Source organism: Pseudomonas sp. 10B238 (assembly GCF_000970615.1).
GTDB lineage: Bacteria > Pseudomonadota > Gammaproteobacteria > Pseudomonadales > Pseudomonadaceae > Stutzerimonas.
This window is the reverse complement of sequence record NZ_KQ033945.1, coordinates 12082-32885: the sequence shown is the minus strand read 5'-3', so window position 1 is coordinate 32885 and position 20804 is coordinate 12082. Positions and strand designations below refer to the sequence as shown.

Annotated in this window: 18 protein-coding genes; 11 read left to right on the top strand and 7 right to left on the bottom strand. The window is 55.2% G+C overall.

Annotation, left to right across the window (positions count from 1 at the left end; all coding sequences use genetic code 11):
• Nucleotides 1-76: 76 nt before the first annotated feature.
• The 3 genes from RT21_RS21420 to RT21_RS24230 form a co-directional block, all read right to left on the bottom strand.
• The gene (locus RT21_RS21420; RefSeq protein WP_046164329.1) at nt 77-1045 is read right to left on the bottom strand and encodes a DUF932 domain-containing protein; all 969 of its coding nucleotides are present in this window, start codon (nt 1043-1045) and stop codon (nt 77-79) included.
• 64 nt (nt 1046-1109) lie between these two features.
• Nucleotides 1110-1319 (bottom strand): hypothetical protein, encoded by a 210-nt coding sequence (locus RT21_RS24495; protein ID WP_082082207.1) that lies wholly within the window; start codon nt 1317-1319, stop codon nt 1110-1112.
• Between the two features lie 223 nt (nt 1320-1542).
• A complete protein-coding gene (locus RT21_RS24230; protein WP_255830748.1) occupies nt 1543-1725 on the bottom strand; it encodes a DUF4113 domain-containing protein in 183 nt (60 codons plus the stop codon).
• Between the two features lie 406 nt (nt 1726-2131).
• On the opposite strand from RT21_RS24230, the gene RT21_RS21405 reads away from it, so the two are divergent.
• The 3 genes from RT21_RS21405 to RT21_RS23395 all read left to right on the top strand — a co-directional run bounded on the left by RT21_RS21405 (nt 2132) and on the right by RT21_RS23395 (nt 3914).
• A protein-coding gene (locus RT21_RS21405) for an IS3 family transposase (protein ID WP_156155746.1) occupies nt 2132-3294 on the top strand; the annotation gives its coding sequence in 2 pieces (ribosomal slippage) (nt 2132-2387 and nt 2387-3294; 1164 coding nt in all).
• A gap of 346 nt (nt 3295-3640) precedes the next feature.
• Nucleotides 3641-3778 (top strand): hypothetical protein, encoded by a 138-nt coding sequence (locus RT21_RS23705; protein WP_156155745.1) that lies wholly within the window; start codon nt 3641-3643, stop codon nt 3776-3778.
• Nucleotides 3738-3914 carry a YagK/YfjJ domain-containing protein gene (locus RT21_RS23395; protein WP_371263637.1) on the top strand — a complete coding sequence of 59 codons (177 nt, stop codon included), beginning with the start codon at nt 3738-3740 and terminating at the stop codon, nt 3912-3914. Before RT21_RS23705 ends, RT21_RS23395 begins: the two co-directional genes overlap by 41 nt.
• Nucleotides 3915-4019: 105 nt before the next feature.
• On the opposite strand, the gene RT21_RS21400 is transcribed toward RT21_RS23395, so the two are convergent.
• The 4 genes from RT21_RS21400 to RT21_RS21385 all read right to left on the bottom strand — a co-directional run bounded on the left by RT21_RS21400 (nt 4020) and on the right by RT21_RS21385 (nt 11224).
• The gene (locus RT21_RS21400) at nt 4020-5750 is read right to left on the bottom strand and encodes a dynamin family protein (protein ID WP_156155744.1); all 1731 of its coding nucleotides are present in this window, start codon (nt 5748-5750) and stop codon (nt 4020-4022) included.
• Nucleotides 5747-7990 (bottom strand): dynamin family protein, encoded by a 2244-nt coding sequence (locus tag RT21_RS21395; RefSeq protein WP_046164326.1) that lies wholly within the window; start codon nt 7988-7990, stop codon nt 5747-5749. The genes RT21_RS21400 and RT21_RS21395 overlap by 4 nt, the downstream gene beginning before the upstream one ends.
• Before the next feature lie 13 nt (nt 7991-8003).
• Nucleotides 8004-9707, bottom strand: coding sequence for a dynamin family protein (locus RT21_RS21390; protein ID WP_046164325.1), 1704 nt, complete (start codon nt 9705-9707; stop codon nt 8004-8006).
• A 641-nt stretch (nt 9708-10348) separates the two neighbouring features.
• Entirely contained in the window at nt 10349-11224 is an 876-nt protein-coding gene (locus RT21_RS21385; protein WP_046164324.1) for a WYL domain-containing protein, read from the bottom strand.
• Nucleotides 11225-11363: 139 nt separating this feature from the next.
• Here RT21_RS21385 and RT21_RS21380 point away from each other — a divergent pair, with 139 nt between their 5' ends.
• The 8 genes from RT21_RS21380 (at nt 11364) to RT21_RS21340 (ending at nt 20771) form a co-directional block, all read left to right on the top strand.
• Complete coding sequence (locus RT21_RS21380) at nt 11364-12032, top strand: OB-fold protein (RefSeq protein ID WP_046164323.1); 669 nt, start codon at nt 11364-11366, stop codon at nt 12030-12032.
• Nucleotides 12033-12208: 176 nt separating this feature from the next.
• Entirely contained in the window at nt 12209-12412 is a 204-nt protein-coding gene (locus RT21_RS21370; protein ID WP_046164321.1) for a methylation-associated defense system helix-turn-helix domain-containing protein MAD1, read from the top strand.
• A complete protein-coding gene (locus tag RT21_RS21365; protein ID WP_046164320.1) occupies nt 12405-13016 on the top strand; it encodes a DUF1819 family protein in 612 nt (203 codons plus the stop codon). Before RT21_RS21370 ends, RT21_RS21365 begins: the two co-directional genes overlap by 8 nt.
• Entirely contained in the window at nt 13013-13669 is a 657-nt protein-coding gene (locus RT21_RS21360) for a DUF1788 domain-containing protein (protein WP_046164319.1), read from the top strand. The genes RT21_RS21365 and RT21_RS21360 overlap by 4 nt, the downstream gene beginning before the upstream one ends.
• An 11-nt stretch (nt 13670-13680) precedes the next feature.
• The gene (gene brxC, locus RT21_RS21355; protein ID WP_046164318.1) at nt 13681-17241 is read left to right on the top strand and encodes a BREX system P-loop protein BrxC; all 3561 of its coding nucleotides are present in this window, start codon (nt 13681-13683) and stop codon (nt 17239-17241) included.
• Between the two features lie 73 nt (nt 17242-17314).
• Entirely contained in the window at nt 17315-19123 is a 1809-nt protein-coding gene (gene pglX / locus RT21_RS21350; RefSeq protein WP_046164317.1) for a BREX-1 system adenine-specific DNA-methyltransferase PglX, read from the top strand.
• Nucleotides 19120-20262, top strand: coding sequence for an AAA family ATPase (locus RT21_RS21345; RefSeq protein WP_046164316.1), 1143 nt, complete (start codon nt 19120-19122; stop codon nt 20260-20262). Before pglX ends, RT21_RS21345 begins: the two co-directional genes overlap by 4 nt.
• On the top strand, nt 20259-20771 hold the full coding sequence (locus RT21_RS21340) for a hypothetical protein (RefSeq protein WP_046164315.1): 513 nt from the start codon (nt 20259-20261) through the stop codon (nt 20769-20771). The genes RT21_RS21345 and RT21_RS21340 overlap by 4 nt, the downstream gene beginning before the upstream one ends.
• Nucleotides 20772-20804: the final 33 nt, after the last annotated feature.

The following is a 20804-nucleotide window of genomic DNA, read 5'->3' as shown; positions in this document are numbered from 1 at the left end:
TCATTTAATGCAGAGCCGTTGAACAACCCCTGATCTGCCTTATGGCGATCAGGGGTTGTGTTTATGCAGCAGCCTTTTAAGCGGCGAGCTGCAGCGCTGCATCCAGGGCGCGTTGCTTGATCTGTGCGCCTTGGCCGAACCAAGCAGAATCAAGCCGGTACTCGGTGCTGCGTGCACGCCGTTCGTGATCTACGTATTCGGTCACGGCATTCAGCAGGCCCCAGGCGGTGCCCTTTGCCGATTCCAGCTGACTGCCCCGGCCACGGCCTTCGTACAGCTCCTGTACCTTGCGCAGGGCGCGTTCATTGGGCAGTTGTTCGGGTAGCTGGCCGGTTGGGTTGACCTCGCACATAACGTTCAGGAAGAAGCCCATTGCCTCATGCCACTGCACCTTGCGTTCAGCCAGATGGCGCATGCGATACATGAAGTCGTCCCATTGCGAGACGGCGATGCCGAGCTGCTTCTTCACCACCGTCGGATCGAAGCGGGTGTTGTGCGGCACCTTGATGGCTCGACTTGTACCGTCCAAGGCGATGGTCAGGGTGTTATTACAGACCACGCGCACCGTGGTCGGCGTTGCGGTTGTGGCCAGGGTGCCGTCGCACGATGTAGCCAACAGCAGGTAACCGTTGACCTGGTCGTTGCCCTTGATTGCTGTGCCTTGTCCGGTGCGCGCCAATGCCCAGAACTTGCGACCACTCTTGAGCACGCCAGCGGTTTCCAGCTCATATCCCGAGACCTCGGTGAGATCCCGGTAAAACTCCAAAACCTCCCGAGGCTGCACGGTGTGATAACGTTTGGAGACAACAGACAGCGGTGCCTTGGTATCCGAGCGATAGAGCACCTTCTGTTCCGGGTAGGAATGAATTGCGCCCAGATGACCGATGCTGTCCGATTTGAAATGAACGGGGCTTTCAAAAATCTGCCAATCCATACCGGCTTCACGCTGCCAGACCTCGATAGGTTGTTTCTGCGGCAGGTTGTTGCCCAGGCCATGCCAGGGGGTAGCGCCAGCGTAGGCCATTGTTTCAACGAGATGAGCCATTGCAGTACTCCTTATACGATCTAAACGTAATAACGTTTCATTATTTGGCACAGCGAATCAGTGATCAGTTTGTTGTAAAAGCAGTACCGCAGTGATGACATTCATAGTTGTCGAGTACGTGAGAATCGAACTCTTCACCCATCTTGGCGCCGGCCAGCCCCCCGGCAGTTCCACCTGCCAGGCCGCCCAGAATCGCGCCAGCCAGGCTACCCAGCGTAATACCCACGGGGCCAGCGAAAGCCCCTATAAGTGCGCCGCTTTTTGCGCCAGCCATAGCGCCTGCTGCTCCGCTCGCCGTGCCACCAACGGCGCCAATAGCGCCACCGACTTTGCGACCATGATTGCGAGCAACAACGCGAAGAGAACCGCAGGAAGGACAGCAAATACTCATCATTCAGACTCCTGTTCAAAGAGAATACCCAGAGGTAGCAACGAGCCTTTCGTGCCCGTCTTCCCGTGGGTAATACAGGTCTGAAATATTTTTGAATCCAGTAGCGTTAACGCTGGAAGAGTACCTCTATCGATCTAGTTGGCCTTTGCGGCCAATAGCTCAGACACCGAGTGTTGCAGGCGGGTGATAGCAGTTCTCTTCGCATGACCCACTCTGCTGGTTTAGCAATGCGTCCAGGCTGCAGTGTCCCTCGACCCCAACGATTGTTGATTCCCTCCAGCGTACTCATCAGCTGTTCGGATTTCACGGGGGCGCTCAGGGGGAAACAGATCCGTCGTGTATTCATTTTTCGACAGAGACCCAGCAGCAATACTTAGGCTTAGCGTAGCTAAAGCCTTCCCGGTACAGCTGATTCAGTCTGTTTTGGCTGCCTGGAAGATCAGCCGGCTGTCATCAATCGGGTAGGGCAGTTGGCAAAGAGTGCCGTTGGCGTACGTGGCGTCAGTGGGGTTGAACACGCCGGTGCGTAGGCTAACGCGAGTGTGCCGGCACAATGCCAAGGAGACCCAGCAAGGCGCGTTCATCGGCGCAGGTCGGCGTATGTTATAAATGTTTAGATGCCAAAAGTGTAGTGGTCTACTAAACCCGGACACCGATTTAAGGCGAGAATGCTCGCCATAGAAAGAGGTGTCTAAATGAGCAAACAACGTCGTACGTTCACGCCCGAGTTCAAGCGAGAGGCAGCCAGCCTGGTGCTCGACCAAGGCTACAGCCATACCGATGCAGCCCGCTCGCTCGGTTTGGTTGAATCGGCCCTACGCCGATGGGTTAGTCAGCTCCAAGAAGAGCGAAACGGCATTACCCCGACCAGCAAAGCGCTGACGCCCGAGCAGCAAAAGATTCAGGAACTGGAAGCCCGGATCAATCGCCTGGAACGGGAGAAATCGATCCTAAAAAAGGCCACCGCGCTCTTGATGGCCGAGGAGCACGAGCGTTCGCGTTGATAGATCAGTTCCGGTCTGAAGAGGCGATTGATCTGTTGTGCTCGGTGTTTGAAGTCCCCCGTTCCTGCTATTACGCGCACTGCCGCAAGCGCCGATCTCCTGACGTTGAGCGGCTGCTTTTGCGAAGCCGCGTGAACGAGCTTTTTACCCAAAGCCGCAGTGCGGCGGGAAGCCGAAGCATCATGTTCATGATGCGCGAAGACGGGATCGAGATTGGACGGTTCAAGGTACGTAAACTGATGAGCGAGATGAAACTAATCAGCAAGCAGCCCGGTTCGCACGCTTATAAAAAGGCGACGGTCGAGCGGCCGGATATCCCGAACATACTTGATCGGGAGTTCACCGTATCCGCACCGAATGAAGTCTGGTGCGGTGACATCACGTATGTGTGGGCTCAAGGCCGTTGGCACTATGTGGCGGCTGTGCTCGATCTCTTTTCCCGCCGCGTAGTGGGCTGGGCGTTTTCACCGAAGCCCGATGCCGACCTGGTCATCAAGGCGTTGGATGTGGCCTACGAGCAGCGTGGCCGCCCACAAAACGTGCTGTTTCATAGCGATCAGGGCAGCCAATATGGAAGCCGCAGTTTCCGCCAGCGCCTGTGGCGTTACCGGTTCAAACAGAGCATGAGTCGGCGCGGAAACTGCCATGACAACGCGCCAATGGAGCGGTTGTTCCGGAGCTTGAAAACGGAGTGGGTGCCGAGCGTAGGCTACATGAGCCCTGCGCTGGCACAGCAAGATATCGGTCGGTATCTGATGCAACGCTACAACTGGCAACGGCCACATCAATTCAATGGCGGGCTACCGCCCGCCGTCGCTGAGGAAAAACTTAACGCAGTGTCCGGGATTAGTTGACCACTACAAAAGTTTACGTATCGTATTCGAGGCTAATGACGCCTATGGTTGGGTCATTGCAACCCGAGGAGATCCGCCATGATCATGCTGAGTTCGCTGACTGAACATATTGTGCTGATAGCGACCTTGATCCTGATGCTGGGTTTGGTTCGTGTTGCCTATGTTGGCCAGTCGGGCTGATATTCCGCCATGCCAATACGCTGGGCCCTCTCTAAAACGACGTAAACATGTGCCTGCCTTCGCTTGGTTTATGTCCAGGCTCTGGCTCTTAAGCCGGCATGCTTTTATGTAATCTACTCGGCTCGTTTAACTGCTGTGCTGCTTTTGAAAACTGTAGGGGGCGCCTATGAGTGTTGATATGTATCGTCGTCAAGTTTCCAGCGTTCGTGAGGTCTTAGCAAAACTAGCGAGCCTGAAGGCCAGGGAGTCGCAGAACGCGGCTGATGCGGGGAAAAAATCTCTTGCTGCTGAAACTGCTGCCTGACAATTCACTTTACCGCTTACACAGAGACGACCCACAAGGGCAGGCCGCATTCTTCTATAGAGCCAGCTACCTCTGCAAGGCGGCTACCAAGGTCTTTGGCGATGGCAGTTATGGGTTTGACTGCAGTCGAATCTGACTGCTGAAACTAATAAAGCAGCCTGCAGGTGGAAATAGCCAATAACATGGATTTTAGGCTGTTCGAGGGAGCAGTGACTCGCTCATGAGCAGCCTTTAGTGCAAGTTAAGCCAAGGCTCGCTGAGCTGCTAGTTTTAACGAGCGGCGAAGGCTTTCGCATTCACCCACCAGTTTTTCCAGTCCTGAAGATTCAAACATTTGCTCAGTTAGCGGTAACGCCTGATCGATTCGGTCGAATAATGCAGTTCCACCTATTTCCATCGCATCAAGCTTGAGTGCGTTGAGTTCCCCTTTGTGGCTTTCCAATTTTGCGATATCCGCCTCAAGTGCTTGCTTGTATTTGTCGAACACTGCATCGAGCTTGCTGCCGATCTTGCCTACAACATCGACCTTGCTGTTAATGGAGCGCAGGAACTCGGCAAATGTTTTGCCGCTAGCCGCGTATTCTTTCTTGCGTGTGGACGAGTAGGCGCACATGCCCGCGAAGTCGATACCGGCAAAACTTAGGTCATCGGCGACTTGCTGCATGATCAGATCAATGTCTTGCGTGGATTTCACGTCGGCTTTATTCAGTACGATGTACAGCGAATTACTGCGAAACGATGTGGCTTCAATGAATTGGATGTCGGTCTGGTCGATGGTGCCGGCCGGGTCGAGCCCAATCACCCAGACCAGTGCTGATGCTTGGTTGACCAATGATGCCGCGGTTCCACGATCTGCGGCCGCCGCTCCACCGAATGTACCTGGGTTGTAGCCTGGCGTATCGATGATGCACAGGTTGTCGAACAGATCGGGTTCCATCGGCACTTTGACGCTGATGAATGGCAGGATGCGTCTCAGGTCGAAGCCGAAGGCTTTGACGTATTCGTGAGACATGGAGGCATAAAGGTTTGGCTCCAGGTCGATTGAGCCGCCGTTGTATGAGTAACCTTTGATCCGGGTTTCGTCGGAGCAGACCACATAGCTGGGTACTACGGTTACCGGGTTGATGCCGGTTGCCAGTTGCACGCTTTGATCCTTGATGAAACTGTTGACGAACGCCGACTTACCGCTACTGAAGCCACCAGCGATGCTTAGGATCGTCTTGCCGGCGATGCTAGGAAAGTTAATGACCATCTGCATCTCGGCGAGGATCGCCTGCATCGCCAGCATGGCTTGAGCTTCACCGGCTAGCGACGATTCGCGATTGGCGAAGTCCATGTAGTCGTTGTTGATCAGCTCGGCAAACGCAGCCAGCGCGTCATTGCGCGGCGGCTGTTGGGCCAGCACTTTACTCACCAGAGCGAATTTTTCGGTCAGCGACAGATGCCGCTGGTTGATGTCATCGTAGTTGGTCTCCAGATGCTGGTGTGAGGTCCTGAGCTGGTCAGCCAGGTTCTCCAGTAAGGTGACGCTCTGCTCCTTGGACAGCAGCTGGTTTTTGTGTTCCTCAAGAAAGGCTTCCAGTTCCGTGATCTGCGCCAGGGCTTGTGCCTGACGCTCTTCTAACTCTTTGGAGTCGGCCTTGGCTTGGGTCAGCGCGGCCATGGCTTTCTGCAGTTTTATTTTTTCCTGGGCAAGCGCCCCGGATGTCGAAACCAAGCTGGCCATTTCAGCCTTCAACTGCTCAGCGAGCGACTCGCTGTTCGATTGTAGTGAGCGGATATCGTCATTTTGCGCGGCACACTGTGCAGCCAGCTCTTGGTTGACGTTGTTCAACCCATCGAGCTGGTCTTGAGCGTCGAGAAGGTGAGCCTGAAGCTCTGCGGCCAGTTTCTTGCGCTTGAATTGCCAGAACCGTGAGATCAATTCAAGTGTCGGCAACGCTTGCTCATTGATACGAGGAGGGTTGATCAAAGTGCAACCTCTTCGGTCTTGCGTGCCAAACGTTCCAGTCGGTCGATGGTTTGTGCCGCGTTGTTGACCTGATCCTTGAGCACGCTGATCTTACGCTGTATCTCATCGACGAACGCGTCCGAGATCGTGGTGGGGGCATTGCGCTCGACATTACCGATGAAGGCGCTGATTTTGCTTTTCACCTTGCTACCCAACGAGCCCACGAAGTCGTCTGCGGCATCTTTGAAGATTTCAGCCTCAGAGTCCTTGAGCGTTCCACGACTTTTCAGCTCCTCGGGCAGTTCGATACCCAGGTTAAAGTCATCGTATGGAATCGACTGAATAACCGAAAGAATTGCCTGTTTTATCATCTGCCCATTAGTGTCTTTTTCCAGAATTTCGCGAATTTTTGGCGTCAGGCTTCTGCTCAATTCTTCGTTTAACCATCGATGGGAGCCTTCGACCTTGGCACCTAACTCATCCTGAATGTCATTCATGAAGCCTTTGAGCGTCGATACGACCTGGCTGCTTACGATCTTGGGACGTGTCACGGTCCGCTCAGTGGTGCCACCTCCCCACATAGCTCTGGCAATCTTGCTGGCCCAACCCGCATTATTGGTGATCTCGGTCGTGGTATAGGAACCCTCCGCCTTGTCGATTGCAGCCTCGGACTCGCGTAGCAGGGTGCTTGCCACCTTGCGCATATCGTCACGCAGTTTCTGGCGGTAATCGAGCATGCTGCCTTTGAAGCTGAAGTCTAGGGCCAGAGAAAGCTCCAGTCGCTTGGATTCCAGCAGGCCAAGTTGCACGTCGAGTTGCTCAATGTTTGCGTTTTTGACTTGAGCGATCTGGTTGCGTGCCAGGTTGATGATCTGGGCCTTGAACGCTTCCAGATTCTTTTGTTTGGTGGCCGTCAGGTTGCCCAGTTTTTGTTGGGTGATTTCGGCTTTCTTTTCACGCACCTGAGCGAGCACGGCTTTGATTGCTTCTATGTTCGCCAGGCTGTCGAGGCTGCTCAGTGACAGGTCAGTGTTATCGCGGGTGAAGTAATCAGGGTAATCGCCGGTCAGGTTTTCCCAGGTTACCTGCTCGTTGGAGTCCCAGCTCTCAGGCGTATCGAAACGGCGGTTGAGGCTGTGGCACAGACCAGAGCTGTGGAGCAGGTTGCGGTGTACGGAGCTGATAAGACCGTCGAACACGGCACCGACTTCCGGGCTGCTTTGCTTGAGGTCAGCTAGAGTGCTTTGCGCTCGTGCCGAGAGTTGGCAGCGGATTGCGTCCAGTGCATCACTCAGTCGCGCGCGTTTTTCGCTGCCATAAAGTTGGGTGTCTACTTGGCTGGCGACCAGTACCAATTCCTGAATGCCTTCCTTCTGAGTAATGCGCCCCATAACTTCAAGGTCTTGCTCGTTTAGGAACTGTCCGGCCGGACTGACGATGAACACCACGTCGCAGGTTTTCAGTAATTCGACGGTCCGCTCTTCACGGGATTGCACCGGATCGTTCATCCCCGGCGTGTCGATGATACAGATGTCGCGCAGTGCTTCGAGCGGCATGAACACATGCACGGTCTTGGTGAATGGCATGAACTTGCCAGAAGCGCCGACGTAGTTGTGCAAGCGCTCTGCTAGTTCCTTGGGTGTGCTTGCCTGGATTTCACTCTGGGAGTGCAGGGTGGACAGTTCCAGGCCCGAGCGCTGCATGCGTTGATACTGGTCGTGAGCGGCAAACAGTCCTTCGTCGCGCTGCAGTTCGCTCAGCGCTTTTTTATCGGCCAGAACGGTAAGCTCTTCGATGTTGATGGGCGCACCGTTGGCTTGGGCCCGGCGGCGCTGCACCAGTTCGTCCAGGCACTGAACCTTGCGTACAGCGAGGCGTTGGTCGTACTGACTTGCCTTGTTCTTGATAATGGCAATATCCGCCTCGCTGTAGAACTCGACCTTGGCCTGGAACACTTCGCCCCAGGTTATGGTGGTCAGTGCCGCAGTCATGGGGGTTGCCGCTTTGGGCAAGATCGGCTCACCGTCGAATATTAATGCATTAAGCAAGGATGATTTACCCGCTTTGACGCGCCCGACTATGCCGATATTCATCAGCCTGTTCTGGTCTTGCAGCGTCTGGCAGGCTTGGTCGAGTTGTTGCGGCTGGTCGATTCCATTCGTTCGCTTGAACTGATCTAGTTCGGGGCCGAATAGGTCCTGATTGCTTTCTGCCAGTTGATGCAGGTTTTCGCTGAAAGCAACGAGTTCTCGGTAATTCATGAGTTCGTCAACCTTACTTGTACAGGTATTCGTTCGCAGTGTTTTTCACTGAAAGGGAGAGGCCTTCCAGGACGGCGGTTTTTTCGCTGATCTCTGCTTCACGAAGTAGGTTTTCCTGGGCAATGGTGTCGACCACATGCTTTTGTTTGTTTATCTGCTCTTCGAAGCCTTCGCTGATTTTTTTCAGCATGGCATTGAGTTGCTCGTCGATGATCGCCGGAATCTTCCCGCGCAGCTCCGCCTTGATGTTGGGGAACACTTCACCGGTCAGTTTCTGCCGGAATTTCTCGCGTTCGTTGCCACCGTTGAACATCTTGATGATCTCGGGCAGGAAGATGATCACCAGTTCCAGCAGTGGATTGACCACGGCGGTGGTGACAGCCAGTACGGTTGAGAGACCGCGATACAGCATCGCTCCACTGTCCTTGTCGGCCTCGGGGCGATTACTCAGGCGCGCTGACCAGTCGCTCAACATTTCAGTGGTTCGTTCCAGCGAGAACTTGACCTTGTTTGAGAGCTCTTCGCTCCAGTTGCTGCTGATGTCCAGTGTCGACATTTGGTTGCTCGTGGCACTCAAGTTGCTGGCAATGCGGTCAACCATGTTGCTGGAAATTTCCTGGACTTCGGACTTAATGTTGCTGGCCAGGCTGCTGCGAATGATGTCGGAAATGGTGGTGGACAGTGTTTGTTGGTTCCGGCCCATGCCCAGGCTGACCAGTTCCTCTAAGGAATCGTTGAGTGCGTTGTCCACGCCGCGCAGGCAACGATCGAGCATTTTGCCCGAGTAGCGCTCCTTGAGGTCGGACTCCACCTCCTTGCGTTGCTCCAGCAGGCTGGCCAGCGCCTGATCCAGCGAGCGAGCGGCTTGTTCGCTTTCGGCCTTGTCCTTTTTGAGCATGCTCAGCGCTAGGTTGATTTGCGCCAGCACGTCGAAGTTCTGATCTTTGAGGATGTCGATAAAAAGGCGCGAAAACAGCGCGTCAGGTTGCAACGCGGTCAGCGCCCGGGTCAGTTCCTCTCCACCGCGATTGCCAACGGCAACTGAGGTGCAGTGTTCGCCGAAATACACCGAGAGTTGATCATCGATGTAGGCTCGCACCTCATTAACCTGGTCCGCGGCGCGCAGGTTGCACTTGCTCAGCAGGAAGGTGAAATCGGTGTTGTAGGTTTTCAGTTCGTCGAGTTTGCGCAGCATCGACTGCGTAATGTTGCCGTCCTCGATACTTGTCAGAACTACAAAGTGCACACCGCGCGGCAGGTAGTAAGCGATCGCCTTATTATGGTTTTCTAGTGAGGAGCCAAACCCAGGCATATCTACCAGCACCAGAGGCGCAATGGCTTTCAACGCCTCGCTGTCGAGGTACAGACGCAAGTGTGAAAACTCGCTGGAGCGATGATTGATTGAACTCAACGCTTCGATAGGTAGACGTTCCTGCACGCCATCGGGCTTGATAGCCAGCAGATAGGATTCGGAGGAGTAACGCAGTTCGGTCGCCAGTTCAGTTTCCGGGGCGATCCCCACCGGCAATATTTCGTTACCCATCAGGGCATTCAGCAGAGAGCTCTTACCGGCGCTGAAGGCACCGATTACGGGAACTACAAGCTCGGTCTCCATCACTTTTTGAAGCAATGTCTGATCGAATGAAAACTCCTGGCCATTGAGCAGCCCCTGCATTTTCTTCAAGTACGTGGCGAACTCTTTCTGGCTTTCAAGCATGGTGATAATCCTTTAAGTGTTGATGGTTAGCGCGGGAGGGATCGGGAGAGGTATCGAGTTCCGAACGCACTTAGATGTTCAAGTATTTGCCAGCCTTTGCCAGCAGCGCAGCAAGGATTCTGGCCCGTGAACGGTGCAGATCCGGGTTGCCGCATTTAGGGCATTTTTGGTACCAGTCGCCGGGGCCCAGTGCGTCACTGGTCGGTGTCGTGGTCTTGCTCCAAGAACATTGATTGCACTTGAAGGTCATGGGAGGGGGAGGCAAAGGCATGCGCATGTCCTTGTTTGTTACGGTGCCGCATCGATGCGGGACCGGACTGACTAGCGCTCCCGGATGAGATCGCGTTGGGCTGGAGCCCTAAATTTAGCTCAATGCCTTGAGGCAATGATGGCACTATGATTTCGTGTCGTAAACTGTCAACAAAACGCGCATGCCTTGGATCTTTTTTGGGTTTTGAACGGCTATTACAGAGCGTATATGCGTGAAGTCTGCCTGGAAACTTGACCTGTATGCATGGACTCTGTTAACACGCTCCATCACTTGCATGCGCAAGCTTGCCGGAGTCTGCTATCCCTGATTCGCCCATGGGTTTCGCTGGATGTGCTGGTGAGTAGCATGGCCTGATGGTCATCTTAATTCCTTACTGATAAAGCCACTGTTTCAGCTCATCCAAATTCACAACCACAATCTGCTGCGCTGTCGCTTTGGCATGCACCTTGGTCAGGTCGATCTGATAGCGCTGCAGTACGTACTGCACCAGCGCGCCACGGGTGTCGATCACCAGACGGCCATCCTGCATGCCGTAATCGCTTTCGATGATGGCTTGCTGATCGGTTTTCAGGCGGGAGTCCGGTTCGATGATCACCTGCACCCGGGTAGTCCAGCCCGGATCTTGCTCTCGGGTGTTTTCGGTCTCATCATCCATCAGCTCCGGCACACCACGAAAGCGGCTGAGCACGAAGTCACGGTAATCCTTGTTCTTCTCGCAATACGCCCGCACGTGCCAACGCATGCCGGTGTAGGTCAGCGTGTGCGGGGCGATCAGCCGGGTTTCGCCGTTCGGGGTGCTGAACGACACATAGTTGCACTCCAGCCTGAGGCCTTCGCGGCAGGCGCGCAGAAGAGGGCGCAGCAGTTCCGGGCGCACCGTGCGGTCCGGCACCTGCAGCACTTCTGTGTGCGCATAGGCCAATGCCAGACCCTCGATATGCGGCGCGCGGTCGTGGTTCTGGTTCAGCATGTGCAAATACGCGCTGGCGCTGTCGTCAATAAACAGCGGGGCAAACTGCTTGCTCGGCACGTACCCCTTTAAATGCTTGTCATATTCCAGGTTCGTTGGCGCGTACTCGCTGATATAGGAGTTGATGTCCTTCGACGCCTGCTGACGACTAATGCCAAAGCTCTGTATCAGGTGATTCGTGGTCAGGCGGCCTTCCCACCAGGCCACGGTCTCGATCAGGCGGTAGCGCAGTGCCAGATCCCAGCGCACAGACTCGATTGATTGTTTGCGTTTCACTGCTCCTCCATCTGCTTGAAAACTTTACCTGTACAGGCAAACACTCTAGATACGTCGCCTAACACTACATATCCTGATTCTGACAAACAAGCTGGCTGACCCAGGCCAGCTCGGAAGGTACACATCAAGGAGTAGTGAAATGGCATTAATCACCTGTAACGAGTGCGACCGCATGGCAAGCGACCAGGCAGCTGCCTGCCCACACTGCGGCGCGCCGATCGCCAGGCTGGCGGCCACGGCTCAAGCGCAGCGGGTGTTGGTAGTCAATCGGAGCGTGGGCTTCTGGCTCGGCTTGGGTATTTTTCTTGTCCCGGTTGTCTTTGTCTGGTTCTTGCTGCGTCAAGGACACAGCACGACCAGCCGGGTGATCGGCTTTGGCTGGCTAGCACTGATGCTGGTTGCGATGGCATCTGGGGACGGCTCTTCGAGTAAGCCTGCTTCCTCTTCCAGCAGTCAGAGCCAGCCGGCCAAAGTGGCTGCACCGGTCGAGCCGTTGATTGAAGTGAGCGCTCAGCAATTAGCTCAGGCCTACGATCGCAACACCGTTGCGGCCGATCAGCAGTTCAAGGGCAAGCGCTTCAAGGTCACCGGCGTGGTGGACTCCATCAACACCGACCTGTTCGGCGACCCCTACGTCACCCTGCGTGGAGGGGTTAACCAGTTTATGCAGCCGCAATTCGAGCTGGAAAAGACGTACAGCGACTATGCCGCCCGTCTGTCCCAGGGCATGCGGATTACCCTGACCTGCAAGGGGCGAGGCGACGTCGCGAAGATACCCATGTCAGACGAGTGTGTACCGGTTAACTAATCACCGAGATCAGCTGCTTGTTTATAGGCAGGCAGCTCAGCCAGGGAGGTGACGGCGGCCAAGGCAGCAGTACCCAGCGGCGATCTTGACGCGGATAGTGAACATCAGCATCAACCTTATTAAAACCGACATAACCGGATAAGATCAGCAGCTCATATTTCCTGCGAATCTTTGTCATGACCGACCGTTGGCTCAGCGTTGATGAAATTGCCGAACATCTCGGCATCAGCAAGGACACCGTCTATGCATGGATTGCCAAACGCAGCATGCCAGCCCACAAGGTTGGTCGACTGTGGAAGTTCCAGAAGCTTGAGGTGGATACCTGGGTCAAAGCTGGCGGGGCCAGTGAGGATTCGCCGTCGGTGCAAAGCGATGGCTGAGCGTTATCGTCTTTCTTTCACCACGGGCGGCCTGTTTTTGCAGGAAGCACCGCTGGTTGTGGAGCGCTATCTAACGCTGCGTGACTGGGAGCAAACCCGCCAGCAGGTGCGTAGCGAGAACCTGCTGCAGGTACGCACGGCCTCGGCATCCACTCGCATCAGCAAAGAGTTGATTGCACGTCTAGAGCTGTTGGATAGCGAAGAGTTGGAGTTCCTCGCGGACGGCAATCTGCGCGAGCAGGGTTACCTATTGTGGGCTGCAACATGCCGACGTTATGCCTTCATCAGTGACTTTGCTCGTGAGGTGCTGCGAGAGCATTTCCTACTGATGCGCCGCCAGCTCACGACAAACGATTACGATGCCTTCTGCTATGCCAAAGCTTTGTGGCATGCCGAGTTGGATGAACTGGCCGCCTCCACGCATAGCAAGCTCCGGCAAAACCTGTTTCGCATGTTACGCGATGCAGATCTCGTCAGCGTCCAACACCAGATCCAGCCGGCCATGGTTACCCCAGCATTGGCGAGTTTGCTGGCCCGCAAAGGCAACGAGCAATTGCTGATATTCCCGGCAACTGACCATGAAATTAAAAGGTGGCTGCAATGAGCCAAAAAATCAGTCAGCAGCCGCTGGCAGCTCGCTTTGAGCACCTAGTGAGCGTCATGAGCGGTCAGCGCTTTCTGGAAATGAAGGGGCTGAATAATGATCTGCCGTTCTACATTTGCGAATTCAAGGCGGCTGAAGCCTTTGAGATACAACGCATGCAGCGGCAACTGGTTAACACGTTGGCTGGTTTGCGTATCGATTGCCTGCAGGGCCGTGGTGTAAAGGTGCTAGAGGTCAGCCTATATGACCTGACAATCGACTTGCTAAAGGCACGTGAAGGTAGTGACGAAGGCATCAACTTGTGGGAGCAGATCCGAGCGGTTGAGCCTGATGTGGAAAAAGAAGCTCTGCTGGAGCTTTTGCAGGGAGTACTCGACATCAAGGAGCACCTGATCCCGGCCATTGGCGAGCGTATTGCTCAAGCTGATTACGACGTGTTGTTTCTTTCCGGCATTGGTGAAGTGTTCCCCTATATTCGCTCGCACCACGTACTCAACAATCTGCAAAGCACGGCCAAGGACAAGCCCACAGTTATGTTCTTCCCCGGTGAGTATCGACATTCGCTGGAGCAAGGCGCATCTCTGGAGCTGTTTGGCTTGCTGCACGATGACAAGTACTACCGTGCATTCAATATTTTCGAGTCTCAGGTGTAAGGAAGCAGTCGATGAAACTCAACGGAATTTTCAAGAGCCCAGTCAGTCGCCCGATTGAGGGCGTCATCAAGGCCGACGACGAAGCGAGCTTGTTCAGCGAGCTCAGTGAATACGTCCTGACTGACGAAGTCGCCAAACGTCTGGAGCACTTCCTTGATGCCTATACCGACTACCACCATGCCAATGGCGTCTGGGTCTCCGGATTCTTCGGCTCGGGTAAGTCGCACCTGCTGAAAATGCTCGCCCTGCTGCTGGAAAATCGCCAGGTCGACGGCAGTACTGCACTGGATATTTTCCTGCCCAAGATCAAGGAAGATGATGAGCTGCTACGTGCCCAGCTCAAGAAAGCCGTAGCCATCCCCTCGAAAAGCATCCTGTTTAACATCGACCAGAAGGCCGACATCATCAGCAAGACCCAGATCGACGCCTTGCTCTCGGTGTTCGTCAAAGTCTTTAACGAGATGTGCGGTTACTACGGCAAACAGGGCTATATCGCCCAGTTTGAGCGCGATCTGGACAGCCGCGAACTGCTTCAGCCGTTCAAGAAAGCCTACCAGAGCATCGCCAACAAGCCCTGGGAGCGCGGTCGCGAACAGGCGTTGCTGGAGTCCGGCAACATCGCCAAGACCTACGCCCAGATCACGGGTGAAGACCTGGCACTGGCCAAAGGTATCCTCGACAAATACCGCGCCCAGCACAGCGTCTCCATTGAGGACTTCGGCAACCAGGTCAAGGAGTGGCTGGATAAGCAGCCGTCCAATTTTCGCTTGAACTTCTTTGTCGATGAGGTTGGTCAGTACATTGCCGACAACACCAAACTCATGACCAACCTGCAGACCGTGGCCGAAAGCTTGGCCACCAAATGCCAGGGCAGGGCCTGGATCATCGTCACCGCACAGGAGGATATGGATTCCGTGATGGGTGACATGAGCAAGCAGCAAAGCAACGACTTCACCAAGATCCAGGCGCGCTTTGCCAACCGCCTCAAACTCACCAGTGCCGACGTGGCCGAGGTGATCCAGAAGCGTCTGCTGACCAAAAACGATACCGGTGTCGAGCTGCTGAAAACCGTCTACGACCAGCAATTCAACAACTTCAAAACCCTGTTCGACTTTACCGAGGGTGGCCAGCACTACCAGAACTTCCGCGATCTGGAGCACTTCACCTATTGCTACCCCTTCGTGCCGTATCAGTTCCCGTTGTTCCAGTCAGCCATTCGTGGCATATCCATGCACAACGGCTTTGAGGGCAAGGCCAACTCGGTGGGCGAGCGCTCCATGCTCGGTGTATTTCGCGAGGTGGCCATGGCCATCGACAACGAGCTTGTCGGACAGCTGGCGACTTTCGACCGCATGTTTGAAGGCATCCGTGGCGCACTGAAAAGCGCTATTCAAAGCGCCATCAACAATGCCGAGCGCCACCTTGGCGACCCATACGCGGTGCGCGTGCTTAAGGCCCTGTTCTTGGTCAAGTACGTCAAGGAGTTTAAGGCCACTCTGCGCAACCTCAATGTGCTGATGCTGGAGCGTTTTGGCGAAGACATGCCCGCGCAGCGCAAAAAGCTGGAAGCGGCGCTCAATCTGCTGGAGCAGCAAACCTATATCCAGCGCAATGGCGAACTCTACGAGTACCTGACCGACGAAGAAAAGGACATCGAGGAGGAGATCAAGAATACCGAGATCGAATCGGCGGATGTCATCAAGGAGCTGGAAACCCTGCTGTTCGACGGCGTGATCAAGCAGCGCAAGATCCGCTATGAAAACGGGCAGGATTACGCCTACACCCGCAAGATGGATGACCGCTCACTGAGTCGTGAGTCTGAACTGGCCATCCACATCGTCACTCCATTAAGCGACAACTTCGACAACCTCACCGTGCAGCGCATGCAGAGCATGGGCCGTGATGAATTGCGTGTAGTGCTACCGGCCGATGCCCGCTTTATGCAGGATCTCACCCTGCACAAGCGCACCGAGAAATACATCCGCCAGAACAGCGGTACCCAGCAGGAAGCAGTCAAACGCATCATCGATGCCAAGGGCTTCCAGAACACGGAGCGTCTGGCCGATCTGCAGGATCGTGCCAAGGAGCTGCTTGGCAAAGCACACTTGATTATTAACGCCGCCGACGTGGAGGCTGCCAGCTCAGACGGCCAGGCTCGCATTCTTAAGGGTTTCTATCTGCTGATCGAAACGACCTACCCAAACCTGCGCATGCTGCGCGATGTCCCGTACAGTGAAAACGATATCGGCAAGTACCTTCGCCAGGCCCAGGACGGCTTGCTGGGTAACGATGTCACCAGCTTGACCGAGCCGGAACAGGAGCTGCTTGCCTTTATCCAGAGCAACGCCCGCAGCGGTGTGCGCACAACTGTCAAAACGCTGCTGGAGCGCTTCGAGCGCAAGAACTACGGCTGGTACTACGCCGCCATCCTCTGCAACCTTGCCTTGCTTTGCGCCCGTGGCAAGGTAGAAGTGCGGCAAGACAGCAATCCGCTAGAGGGCGACAGCCTGGAGCGTAGCCTGCGTAACACCAATGCCCACCCCAGCCTGGTATTGGAGCCGCAAATCGAGTTCAGCGCCTCCCAGGTACGCCATCTCAAAGAGTTCTTTGCCGACTTTTTTGACCGGCCAGCAAGCAGCAACGAAGCCCGTGCTCTGGCACGTGAAACTATCGATGCAATCAAAGAGCTGGAGATCGAACTGGCTGACCTGCACGGACAAAAAGCCCTTTATGGGTTTCTTAGTGTGCTGGATGGCGTGATGGCCACCCTCAAGGAAATCGCGGGAAAAAACGCCAGCTGGTTCCTCACTGACTTGTCCCGCGCCTCCGATGCCCTGCTTGATGCCAAAGAGCAAATCATCGACCCACTGCGCCGCTTTATGGGCAGCCCGCAAAAAGCTATTTACGACCAGGCTCGCCAGTTGGTACAGGAGCAGGAAGACAATTTCGCCTATGTCGACATAGGTGAAGTTGAAGCCATCAAGACCTTACTCACTGAAAATAAGCCCTGGCAGGGCAACCGCCTACAACAGGCCAAGCCGCAGCTGGAGGGCCTGCAACAAGCTATCGCTAATCAGCTAGCTAGCGAAAAAGCCACTGCAGTCAGTCGGCTTGCCGAGCTGGAGCTGCGCCTGCAGGGTAGTGATGAGTACAGCGGCCTTAAGCCCGAGCAGCAGGTTCAGCTCGCAGCACCATTTGTTGAAGCTCAGCAATCAATACATGGGCAGAAACGCATTGCCATGATCCGTGATCAATTGCGTGCTTTTGAGGAGAATCAATACGCACAGCTGCTACTCAAGTTGGAACGAATGGCGCGTCCTCAACCAATGCCGGCTCCCGTGCCGCCAGTGCAGACACCCCCAGCAGCGGGTAAATCGAGTATCGACAGTCCACCCGCTCCAGTCGAGCATCCACCAAAAATTACCGAACCGCGTCTGGTGCCAGCACGCACCATCAAGGTGGGTTACAGCAAGCCTTGGCTGGCCACTGAGGCCGAGCTGGATGATTACCTGCAGCAGCAGCGCGAAGCCTGGCTGAAAGAAATTCAGGCCGGCAACCGCGTGCAGATCTAAAACGGACAAGCGCCTCGATCATTTGCCTGGTGTTACGCAAATGATCGAGCGGGCCCATAGAAAGAGAAAAATGATGGATACCAGCAAGCTCAAGAAATTTGCCCAATACGCCCGTCGCACTTTGCTGGAGCAGGTGAAAGGCAAATTAAATGTGGTACTAGCGCCGCACAGTGCCGCACGCCGCGAGCGGGCCCAGGTTGTGGCTGAGCTGGAGAAGCTGATCAATAGCTCCGGTCGTGAGTATGTGCAGGAGCGTGTTGCCTACATCTGGTTTAACCGTTTCTGCGCACTGCGCTTTATGGACGTCAACCGCTACACCCGCATCGGCGTGGTGTCACCGGCTGAGGGCCAGTTCCAGCCCGAGATCCTGGCCGAAGCGAAGATGGGGCACATCGACGAAGAGATGGTGTCACCCCAGGTTCGTCAGAAGGTCCTTGATCTACTCGCAGGTCGCGCACCGAGCAATGATCCGCAAGGCGAAGCCTACCGCCTGCTGCTGGTTGCCGTATGCAACGCCTGGCACCAGTCGATGCCTTTCCTGTTTGGTCGTATCGACGATTACACCGAGCTGCTGATGCCGGACGATTTGCTCTCGGGTAATTCCATCCTTGCCTACACGCGTGAGGCCATGACTCCAGACGCCTGCAAGGATGTCGAGGTGATTGGCTGGCTATACCAGTTCTACATCTCGGAGAAGAAAGACGCGGTATTTGAGGGGCTGAAGAAAAATCAGAAGATCACGCCAGAAAACATCCCCGCCGCCACTCAGCTATTCACCCCACATTGGATCGTGCGTTACCTGGTGGAAAACTCTCTGGGCCGCCTCTGGCTACTCAATCGGCCAGGTTCTCGACTGGCAGAACAGATGGAGTACTACATACCACCTGCAAGTCCAGAAACCGTTTTCCTCAAGATCAACGGCCCGGAGGAGATCAAAGTGTGTGACCCGGCGTGCGGCTCCGGCCACATGCTTACCTATGCCTTCGACCTGCTTTATGCGATGTACGAAGAGGAGGGCCATGACCCGGCGGAGATCCCGGAAAAGATCCTCACTCACAACCTCTTCGGCATCGAGCTGGATGAGCGTGCAGGAGAACTGGCTGCCTTTGCGCTCACCATGAAAGCCCGCTCTCGTCAGCGTCGCTTCTTCAATAAACGAGTTAGGCCCAACATCTGCGTTTTGGAAAAGGTGAGCTTCAGCGGCGAAGAACTGGACGAATACATGACCGCAGTGGGTCGTGACCTGTTTACCCACGGGCTTCGTGAAACGCTGCAGCAGTTTAGCGAGGTCGACAACTTCGGCTCACTGATCGTGCCCAAGGTCGCCAACGTGGCCGATGTTCTGGCCACGCTTGAGAGCAAGGACATGAGCAGCAACCTGTTCCTGGCCGAGACTCATAAAAAGGTGCTGAGTGTTCTACGCATGGCTGACGCCTTAAGTCCGCGTTACGCAGTGGTCGTGGCCAACCCGCCTTATATGGGCGGCAAAGGTATGAATTCGCGCTTGAGCACTTGGGCCAAAGAGCATTTCCCCAGCAGCAAATCCGACCTGTTTGCGATGTTCATCGAGCGCAATCTGGATCTAGCGGTGAAGGGCGGGGCTGTCGCCATGATCACCATGCAGAGTTGGATGTTCCTTTCCTCATTCGAGGCTTTACGCAGCCGTATTCTCAATCAACACACCATTCTCTCCATGGCGCATCTCGGGGCGAGAGCTTTCGATAGCATCGGTGGTGAGGTCGTTTCGACCACGGCCTTTGTGCTGGGAAATGCTCACAGGCCGGATTACCGGGGTGCTTACATGCGGCTGGTGGACGGGAACTCTGAGGCTGAGAAGATGGAGATGCTGGCCAAGGCTATCGCCCAAGGCAGGGCAGCATGATAAGCAGCCTCCAGCTCAAGAACTTTGTCGCCTTCACCGATCTGGCTATCGACTTCTCGCCGGGTATCAACATCATCATCGGTGAAAATGGCACGGGGAAAACTCAGCTGCTTAAGGCCATTCTCGCCTTGTGCGGGCCGGAGGCTCGCACGGAACAGTCCGGCGAGCAGCTAGCTCGCAAGCTCTGCCGTCTCTACCACCCACTCAGCAATCAAGTTGGGGAGCTACGTCGTGCCGGCGCACGCGGGGATGCCTTATTGAGTGCCAACTTTGCACTCGGGCAAGAGGTTACCGTCCGATTCAATGGCACCGCCACAGAAGCTAAAGTCGATACCAGCAAGGGTGGTGACGTTGCTGCAGCCATTTTCATTCCAACGAAGGAGGTTCTGTCGTTGGTACGCGGCCTTACCGCCGAGGATCCTGACCAGCCCACTATCGAGCGCATCTTTGACGATGGCTATCTGGATCTGGCCCGTCAGCTTATCAAGGAAGGAGCTGATGATCTGGATGCTAAGATTCAGCTCGACCCGCGCTTTGCCAGCATCGTGCCTCAGCTCGCCAACCTGATAGGTGGACGCTACGAGCTACACGAGGGGCGATTCTGCTTTCAGGCTGGCAAGTACGTGGAAAAGCTTGGCAAAAGCAGCTCGGCAGAGAAAGCCGCGCAGAGCTTTCAGGACTCCACGCTGCAGTTTGTGTCGGCTAAATCGCGGCTTGTCTCCAGTACCATGACTGCCGAGGGCTTCCGTAAGGTCGGCGTACTACAGCGCTTGCTCAGCAACGGTAGCCTCAACCCTGGCACAGCCGGTCCGTTGCTGTGGGACGAGCCCGAATCCAACCTCAACCCGAAGCTGATGAAGGATCTCGTGCTGGCACTGCTGGAACTCGCGCGCAACGGCCAGCAGGTCATCCTTGCCACTCACGACTACGTGTTGCTCAAGTGGTTCGATCTGCTAATCGACAAGGGCAAGGGCGACCAGGTGCGTTTCCACGTGCTGTCTCGCGAGGCGGAAACGGGACAAGTACTTCGAGACAGCATGGACGACTACCGTGCCATTGAGCCGAATGCGATAGCCGACACCTTCAATGAACTGACCAGGGAGCAAGCTGCCCGCAAGATGGGAGGCTTGGGCAAATGAAGTTGCGCGAGCGCGATTTAGAGATCGACTTCACCGATGCGATTGACGCCATCGTCTTTGATCAGATGAATAAGAAAAAACCGGGCTACCACGGCATCGGAGAAATGCACCGCGTCGATTTTGTGGTGGAACTGGAGGAGGCGATTCTCTTCGTTGAGGTTAAAGATCCAGGTAACCCTAGGGCGCAAGCTGAAGGGTTGGAAAAATTTTATGGTGAGCTTAACGACGGCACTTTAGGCGACACCTTTGCGGCGAAGTTCATTGATACCTTCCTGTACCGATGGGCTGAGGAGCTTCTGCAAAAGCCCGTGCATTACATCAGTCTGGTCACATTCGAAGACAGTGAGCTGTTACCCAACTTCTCTGACGAGATCGCAAGAAAGCTACCCCCAATGGGGAAGGCCATGCCTCGTTGGAAACGGCAGTTGGTGGAGAACTGCCAGGTTTTCAACATTGACCTGTGGAATGACAGCTTCCCGAAATGGCCCGCGACTCGTATCGCTCCATAGGTAAAGGTCTCGCGCAAAGGGAAAGGTGAGTAG